General features: G+C 59.7%; 10 protein-coding genes. 7 read left to right on the top strand and 3 right to left on the bottom strand.

Going from position 1 to position 6,170, the window contains the following annotated elements:
- Positions 1 to 6 precede the first annotated feature (6 nt).
- Positions 7 to 690 (bottom strand): recombinase family protein, encoded by a 684-nt coding sequence (locus AC0L27_RS25850; RefSeq protein WP_473320647.1) that lies wholly within the window; start codon positions 688 to 690, stop codon positions 7 to 9.
- A gap of 343 nt (positions 691 to 1,033) precedes the next feature.
- Here AC0L27_RS25850 and AC0L27_RS25855 point away from each other — a divergent pair, with 343 nt between their 5' ends.
- From AC0L27_RS25855 to AC0L27_RS25870, 4 genes are read left to right on the top strand one after another with little or no spacing between them, the layout of a single operon-like run.
- Positions 1,034 to 1,333 (top strand): hypothetical protein, encoded by a 300-nt coding sequence (locus AC0L27_RS25855; protein ID WP_473320649.1) that lies wholly within the window; start codon positions 1,034 to 1,036, stop codon positions 1,331 to 1,333.
- A gap of 2 nt (positions 1,334 to 1,335) precedes the next feature.
- A complete protein-coding gene (locus AC0L27_RS25860; protein WP_473320651.1) occupies positions 1,336 to 2,058 on the top strand; it encodes an HK97 family phage prohead protease in 723 nt (240 codons plus the stop codon).
- Positions 2,055 to 2,249, top strand: a complete 195-nt coding sequence (locus AC0L27_RS25865; protein ID WP_473320653.1) for a hypothetical protein — start codon at positions 2,055 to 2,057, stop codon at positions 2,247 to 2,249. Before AC0L27_RS25860 ends, AC0L27_RS25865 begins: the two co-directional genes overlap by 4 nt.
- Complete coding sequence (locus AC0L27_RS25870) at positions 2,246 to 2,833, top strand: hypothetical protein (protein ID WP_473320654.1); 588 nt, start codon at positions 2,246 to 2,248, stop codon at positions 2,831 to 2,833. Before AC0L27_RS25865 ends, AC0L27_RS25870 begins: the two co-directional genes overlap by 4 nt.
- A 47-nt stretch (positions 2,834 to 2,880) precedes the next feature.
- On the opposite strand, the gene AC0L27_RS25875 is transcribed toward AC0L27_RS25870, so the two are convergent.
- The gene (locus AC0L27_RS25875; protein WP_473320656.1) at positions 2,881 to 3,258 is read right to left on the bottom strand and encodes a response regulator; all 378 of its coding nucleotides are present in this window, start codon (positions 3,256 to 3,258) and stop codon (positions 2,881 to 2,883) included.
- Between the two features lie 138 nt (positions 3,259 to 3,396).
- Here AC0L27_RS25875 and AC0L27_RS25880 point away from each other — a divergent pair, with 138 nt between their 5' ends.
- The gene (locus tag AC0L27_RS25880) at positions 3,397 to 4,530 is read left to right on the top strand and encodes a sensor histidine kinase (protein WP_473320658.1); all 1,134 of its coding nucleotides are present in this window, start codon (positions 3,397 to 3,399) and stop codon (positions 4,528 to 4,530) included.
- Between the two features lie 122 nt (positions 4,531 to 4,652).
- Here AC0L27_RS25880 and AC0L27_RS25885 read toward each other — a convergent pair whose 3' ends face one another.
- The gene (locus AC0L27_RS25885) at positions 4,653 to 4,928 is read right to left on the bottom strand and encodes a hypothetical protein (protein WP_473320660.1); all 276 of its coding nucleotides are present in this window, start codon (positions 4,926 to 4,928) and stop codon (positions 4,653 to 4,655) included.
- A gap of 143 nt (positions 4,929 to 5,071) precedes the next feature.
- Between AC0L27_RS25885 and AC0L27_RS25890 the strand changes: the two genes are divergently transcribed.
- Positions 5,072 to 5,326: a hypothetical protein gene (locus tag AC0L27_RS25890; RefSeq protein ID WP_473320661.1), complete on the top strand. Its 255-nt coding sequence runs from the start codon at positions 5,072 to 5,074 to the stop codon at positions 5,324 to 5,326.
- A 497-nt stretch (positions 5,327 to 5,823) separates the two neighbouring features.
- The coding region (locus AC0L27_RS25895; protein ID WP_473320664.1) for an ATP-dependent DNA ligase at positions 5,824 to 6,170 on the top strand (347 nt) is incomplete at its 3' end.

The following is a 6,170-nucleotide window of genomic DNA, read 5'->3' on the forward strand; positions in this document are numbered from 1 at the left end:
CCGCGTTTATTGCCGACCCATCTGTTCGAGAAGCCGCGCGATCTGAGCGGCATTCCAAGTGCCGCCGCGTGCGGTAGAGATACCTTCGGCATTCAGGCCCGCCGCAATGGCCCGTAGCGACGTAGCGCCGCCTTCCTGGAGCCTCCGGACCGCTGGCGCCAGATCAGCGGCCCGTGCCGCCACGCGCGCCTGGATGGCCTCCGCAGCAGCCTTGTGAGCACGCCGCGACGGGACCTGACCACGATCGCCACCGAGGGGTTTCTTTGAGCGAGCCAGCGCCGCTTTCGTCCTGCTGCTGATGAAGCCCGCCTCAAGCTCGGCAACGGCGACCATTTGGGTCAACATGAACCGGCCGGTAGCTCCCTCGATCTGCGGCAGGTCAGCAAAGCGCACATCGACTCCGGCTTCCAACAAGCGGCTCAGAAACGCCACCGAGCGCGTCAAGCGATCGACCTTCGAGACCACCAGCGGACAACGATGCAGACGCGCTGCGGCCAGCGCTGCGTCGAGCTGCGGCCTATCGGAACGCTTGCCGCTCTCGTGCTCGGTGAACTCGCCAACGATCCGCCACTTACCGCCGTTCAGGTAAGTCTCGACAGCCTGCCGCTGTGCAGCCAGACCGAGTCCGCTGCGGCCCTGTCGCTTGGTCGAAACGCGATAATACGCGACGAACTTGCCGAGCGATGTCATTTTGCTACCTTAACCGGTCAACGAGCGTTGACGCGTATGTGACAGCCGATAACGACTGGGTCAACCGGTTTTCGGTAAATTCCCTAGGGAGGGGGAGGCCCTGTGAAACTGAGGGCTCGAAATTGGAGCGCGCACGACCTCACAGGTGAGGCGTGCACGACCTCACAAGTTTTCCAGAAACCTCCCTGTTGCAGTACAGCGCGCGTATCACGCCCATCGTGCACCAAGTTCGCTTGATCTCGCCACAGCCGTGATAATATTCGCGCGGTCAAGGTGGTTCGCGACGGCACGCGACGTTGCCCAACCAGTCGCCCGGCTTCTCACTAGCGCACAGCGGAGGACAATGATGGCCACGCGCAAGGAAGTTCCGCAACGCGGGTCGTTCGTCATTGCGGAAGGCGGCCGTGCCGAGATCCATGACAAGCGCAGCCGGATTCAAAAAGGCCAGTTCATGACGGTCGACGCCGTCGTCGATCGGCCTGCAAAGCTCGAACAGCAATTTCCGATGATGGCCGACCAGATCAAAGCCGCCGGGCCGCTCGGCGGACATGCCTTCGAACGCGAGAGCGCCGCGATTCTGGAGCTGGCGCGGCGGCTGCGGGCGGTCCGCGAGCAACTCCAGGCGACACGGAAACGGAAATAGCAATGCGTGGGTTCGAGCTGAAGCAACGCCTTGCGGAGCTTGCCAAGCGGCACAACGTTGCGCCGGTCGAGCGGCCGGCGATGCCTCTGCTCTCGCCCGTTACCGTTCCGCAGATCGTCGAAGGCATCGCTGCGGCGCCGGATGTTGATAGCGACCGGATGAGCTTCGCGCTGGGCTCGCTGAGTTGGCCCGCTGATCTCAACCAGTTGCCGTTCCTGGTGCGACACGATTCCAACCGCATTGCAGGCAGGTTGCGGCAAATGACCTATGATTCAGCCGGCCGGATTCACGTCGTGGCCGAAGTCACCCATGCCGAAGCCTGCCGCATGGGTGGATTCTCGATCACTGCGGTCGTGATCGAGAGCGAGGTTCATGATGAGCACAGTCTCGCGTTTCATGCCGTCATCCGTAAAGCCGTCATCACGGAAATCAGCTTGACGCCGCAGCCTGCGAACGCCGCCGCCACCGTCACGAGCCGTCGCGCTGTCACCCCGCTCGACCTCACGCACGATGCCGCCGTCGCGGCCATCACCAGGTTGCGCAAGCATCTCGATGATTACGCTGCCGTCGCTCTCCAGGTTGCGCCGGCGTCACGGTCGGCGCGCCCGTCGATCGGTACCGCACCGGCCCACATTCTCGGAACGCTTCCTGCAGCGGTTCTGAAGCCCCGCCGCAGCGAGTTCTCGCGCCTTGTCGCACGTCTGCCAACCGGAGACGGACCATGAGCCCAGCCAACATCCGCAGGGTTCAGGCCCGCGCCGCGCTCTATCTTTCCGACGAAGTCGCGGCCGTCGCCGGCCTCGACCTCGACCAGCTCAAGCAATTTTCGCTCGGCAAGATCTACGCCATTCCCAACCAACAACTCGTTGCGCTGGCAAGGCGCATGGGTCTCCACCTCCAAGGAGAACCGCAATGAGCATGTTCAACCATAAGCCACCCGAGCCCAAGATCAGCGGCACGCAAGCCCTGAGAGATCGTCTTCGCTCGCGCATCGAGCGGCCGAGCGGCACGACCTATGCCAAGGTCGCCGCTGACATTTCTGACACGCTCAACGAAGCCGCCGCTAAAGCCAAGGCGCGCAGCATCGCGGAGACCATGGCACCGCGCGGCGACGAGATTGCGATCAAGGCCTTGGCAAGTTCGCTGCTTGCAACGCTCGCCGTCACCGGCATCGTCGTCACCGGGCAACAGCTGGAGATTTTTGTTGCGGGCGCAGACCTCCCGGCCACGATTAAGAATGAACTCGCGCTTTACCTCAATGCCGGTCACTGGATGTTCGATGCCGATCACGATGCGCTGGTGTCAGCGTATAGGCATGAACCAAGATCGATGGGCATTGCGCCAACGCCTTATGTCCACCCGAATTCGACCATTGCCAAAGCGCAGGCCGACCTGAAAGCTGCGATGCTTGCAGCTCGCGGTCCGACCCCGCTCCGAGCACCAGTTCCGCCAAAAATGCCGTCCATGGCCAGCACCAAGCCGCGGCCGGGGTGGTTGTGACTACCCTGCAGGGCGGAGAGCTTGTCTCGAAGATTGATCCGCGGCGATTAAAGGAAACCGCTCATCTCCCGGACCGTCGCTACGACTTCGCCGGCGCTGTATGGCTTGGAGATAAACCGACTGCCCGTGGGCAAGTCGTCTTTATTGACCTTCGCCTTTCCAGACGTCGCAATGATCGCGATAGGCGGCCAGCGGCCCCTAACGGCAGCAGCGAGTTTGAGGCCATCCATCGAACCGGGCATGTGTATGTCGGTGAAGACAATCGTGATGTCGGCTCGGCGTTCGAGAATGGCGATGGCTTCGTCGGCATTTGCAGCTTCGACGACTTCAACCCCCACGGACTTGATCATATCGACCGCATCCATGCGGATCAGAAGCTCGTCCTCTACAATGAGGACAACCGGCCGCACGTTATCTAATTTCACTGAATAAATGTCTCCATGACAGGATACGCGGGCCTACCTGGGATGGTTCCTCGCATACCTCCCTTATTCGAAAACAGATAGACATTGACGACCGTGAAGTGCACGGTAGCGGATTAGGCAGTAAAATCAGAGATATCGTTGAAAGCTGACCTGCACAGGGCCGAAGAATCTCGTCTTGGCGCCCTTCGGCGCTATGCCATCCTCGACACCCCGCGAGAGGCCGATTTCGACGAGGTCGTGAAGGTCGCGTCCGCCGTCTGCGGTACACCGATTTCCGTGATCAACCTGATCGACCAGGGCCGCCAATGGTTCAAGGCGGAGGTCGGACTGGGCGTCCGCGAAACGCCGCTCGACAGCTCGATTTGCGCACATGCGATCCTGCAACCCGGCCTGTTTGTCGTACCTGACACCACGCTGGACCGCCGTTTCGCCGATAACCCGTTGGTTACGGGCGACCCGCATCTGCGTTTTTATGCTGGCGCACTCCTTGAGACGCCCGAAGGCTTCCCACTCGGAACTGTCTGCGTGCTCGACTACAAGCCGCGTGAGCTTGACGAGACCCAGAAGGCCTTTTTGCGGTTGATGGCCAATCAGGTGATGAAGCTGCTCGAACTTCGCCGGATCAACGCTGCCGAACATCTCGCCAGAGTCGAAGCCGAGGACCTGGTCAGGGAAAAAGAGACGTTGATGCGCGAAGGCGATCATCGACTCATGAACTCATTGCAACTCGTTCAGTCGATCCTCGCGCTTCAAAGCCGCAGCGCACCGAGCGACGAAGCGAGGGCTCAACTCGATATGGCCAGCAATCGTGTGCTCGCCATTGCGACCGTTCACAAGCAGCTGCATCTGACAGGCAGTCAGGAAGAGATCGAGATCGATACTTTCCTGCGCAGGCTCTGCGAAAGCCTCAAACACACCGCGCCCGCTCAGATTACCGCGGTTAATGTTGACGCGGAGAATGCCCGACTTCGGTCGGATGTCGCGAGTGGATTAGGTCTTCTGGTGGCGGAATTGGCCACGAATAGTTTCAAGTATGCATATGCGCCGGGTGAACGTGGGTCGGTTGACATAAGCTTCAGAACAAGCGCGGGCGGATGGATTTTGGAAGTGTCCGATCAGGGGCGAGGATTACCAGCGGGATTTGATATCGATCGGAGTAAGGGCTTCGGCATGCAAGTCGTGAAGGCATTCGTGCAACGGCTAAATGCAACAATGACCGTATCGTCGCGCCCAGGACATACCGCATTCGAAATTGTCCGCGCGGCCAATTGATATTGGCGGCGGCTTCTGGCCCATCTCGGACCTCGCGACTGATACTGGTGATGCCGGCTCGCGCTGCTTACCAGAACTCGAAAACTAAGGCCGCGCGTGACCTATCGCGGACTACGCTCGATCTAAATCCACGAGATATGCGAGGACCAAGTCTTCTGTCTGAGCTTTGAAAGCGGCGTCTCGATAGATGACAATCTCCGCTTCGCCAGCTCTGCAAACGTCAACTTCGCCGTCGACGAGCAAAGTGGCACGCCGTTCGATGTCATTGTGGTCAGGTCCTCACGAACCCAGTCCTCTTTGCATAACTCGAAAGCTTCTGAGAAATTTTTTGCTTCGAAGGCGAACGCAGCTTTGCCGTCAACGTCCATGACGAATATGGAGCCAGAGAAAACGGTCATTGACACTCACTCTCATCAACATGGGACATTCGTGGGCTGGATTGCAGAGGCGTACCCACAGACATCTCCCGCGTAAAGGTCGGCACAATAGCTTGACTCGTTGTTCTCTATTTGTTCTATTGGGAGAAATTCCAGGTTTGGTCATGCCCACACTCGGATATGTCCGCTCGGAAATCGAGCGCATGCGCTCGCAGGTCAGTCGCCAGCGCAAAGAAATCATGCAGCTTCAACGGGCGGGGTTATCGACCGCCTCGGCTGAGACCCTGCTTCAGCGGATGTTGAGCAAGGTTGATGACCTTTGCGCCGAGCGAGACCGGCAGGTGTTGGCTGCAAAGCAAAGCCCGACATATGCCTCCGGCAAGCCAATAAGGGGCACTCCGGCGAACCGAAGGATGTGATGGATAACCTTCGGCGGTTTCCGGCGCCGTGGGTGATGGTGGAGGAGGAGCAATGTTTCCGCGTGAAGGACGCGAACGGCTTCTCCGTTTGCTCCGTGCCTCACCGCGAAGACCTTCACCGGCGCCCGTACCAGTACGCCGAACAATTCCTAACCCGTGACGAGGCGAGGCGGATCGCAAAGGCAATCTCGCGGCTGCCGAAGCTTTTGAAGAGGCCCCAGTATTAAGCGTGTTCCTCCTGAAGAACGCTCTATCACATCGCGTTCCCTAACTGTTCGGCGGCCGTTCTAGCTTACGTTGAAAATACAACCTGGAAATCGCGGTTGCGGTTGTATGAGAGAACGCGTGGGAACGCCCGTTTGGCTTCGCGGTTAGAGAGTCCTAAGTAAGGTAGGTAGACTGCCCCGCCGTCGGCTCCCCCACCGACGGCGGGCTTTTTGTGAGTTGCGTTAGTGGCAAAGCGTACCCAAGCACCGGCCAAGAAGCCGCAAGCTTCCATGCCGGGCTTTATCGGCCCCCAGCTTGCGACCCTGAAGATGAAAGCGCCTTCAGGGGCTCAGTGGATTCACGAAGTCAAATACGACGGCTACCGCATCCAGCTCCACATCGACGGCGACAGCCGGAAGGCCTTCACCAGGAACGGCCATAACTGGGTCGACCGGTTCTCGGTCATTGCAGGTGCCTTCGACATCGAAGGGCAAGCTATTGTCGATGGTGAGGTGGTCGTCATCCACGAAGAGCGCACCAACTTCTCCGAGCTGCAGGCCGACCTCGGCAGAGGCGACCAGGACCGCCTCGTTTTCTTCGCCTTCGATCTCCTGTGGCTGGACGGCGTAGACCTCCG

The sequence above is a fragment of the Bradyrhizobium sp. Ken51 genome (assembly GCF_055807435.1).

Coding starts and splice junctions, on each gene's coding strand:
- AC0L27_RS25855 (WP_473320649.1), top strand. CDS start 1,034: ATGATGGCCACGCGCAAGGAAGTTCCGCAACGCGGGTCGTTCGTCATT.
- AC0L27_RS25870 (WP_473320654.1), top strand. CDS start 2,246: ATGAGCATGTTCAACCATAAGCCACCCGAGCCCAAGATCAGCGGCACG.
- AC0L27_RS25890 (WP_473320661.1), top strand. CDS start 5,072: ATGCCCACACTCGGATATGTCCGCTCGGAAATCGAGCGCATGCGCTCG.
- AC0L27_RS25885 (WP_473320660.1), bottom strand. CDS start 4,928: ATGACCGTTTTCTCTGGCTCCATATTCGTCATGGACGTTGACGGCAAA.
- AC0L27_RS25865 (WP_473320653.1), top strand. CDS start 2,055: ATGAGCCCAGCCAACATCCGCAGGGTTCAGGCCCGCGCCGCGCTCTAT.
- AC0L27_RS25850 (WP_473320647.1), bottom strand. CDS start 690: ATGACATCGCTCGGCAAGTTCGTCGCGTATTATCGCGTTTCGACCAAG.
- AC0L27_RS25860 (WP_473320651.1), top strand. CDS start 1,336: ATGCGTGGGTTCGAGCTGAAGCAACGCCTTGCGGAGCTTGCCAAGCGG.